The 638-nt window shown below is 39.7% G+C and carries 1 protein-coding gene; it reads left to right on the top strand.

Annotation, left to right across the window (positions count from 1 at the left end; genetic code table 11):
• The first annotated feature begins 150 nt into the window (after positions 1–150).
• The gene (gene tnpA / locus E0L13_RS11690; protein WP_168062590.1) at positions 151–618 is read left to right on the top strand and encodes an IS200/IS605 family transposase; all 468 of its coding nucleotides are present in this window, start codon (positions 151–153) and stop codon (positions 616–618) included.
• The last annotated feature ends 20 nt before the right edge of the window (positions 619–638 follow it).

The following is a 638-nucleotide window of genomic DNA, read 5'->3' as shown; positions in this document are numbered from 1 at the left end:
TTTGCAATTAGAAAACCCCTGGTTAGACCAGGGAGTTCAAATAAGCTTTAGCGATGAGTCTTTAAAGGTTTAAAGAAAACCTCCTTTGAGATACGATAAGAATGCGGTCCGTCAACTGCAGCCTTATGGATTCAAAGGAGGTTTATCACTATGAAACAACAATACGATACCCACAGTTTAGCACATACGAAATGGAATTGTAAATATCACGTAGTATTTGCCCCTAAATATCGGAGGAAGGTATTTTATGGACAAAAGCGATATGAAATAGGGCAAATACTGCGGACACTCTGTCAATGGAAGGGTGTAACGCTTCTGGAAGCAGAAGCATGTCCGGATCATATTCATTTGCTTGTAGAAATTCCGCCAAAGATGAGTGTATCTGGATTCATGGGATTTCTCAAAGGAAAAAGCAGCTTGATGATATATGAAAAATGGGGAAATATGAGATATAAGTACAGAAATCGGCAATTTTGGTGTCGTGGATATTACGTCGATACGGTAGGAAAGAATGAAAAAGCCATAGCCCAATATATACAACACCAATTGCAAGAAGATGAAATGGCAGAACAACTCACCTTAGATATAGAAGACCCGTTTACGGGTAGCCGGAAGTAGCATGTATATGACGGACCGTA

Origin of the sequence: Megasphaera sp. SW808, assembly GCF_012027795.1 — a bacterium.
Classification (GTDB): Bacteria; Bacillota; Negativicutes; order Veillonellales; family Megasphaeraceae; genus Megasphaera; species Megasphaera stantonii.
Note: the sequence above shows the minus strand (reverse complement) of the source record. Positions and strands in the feature narration are given on the sequence as shown.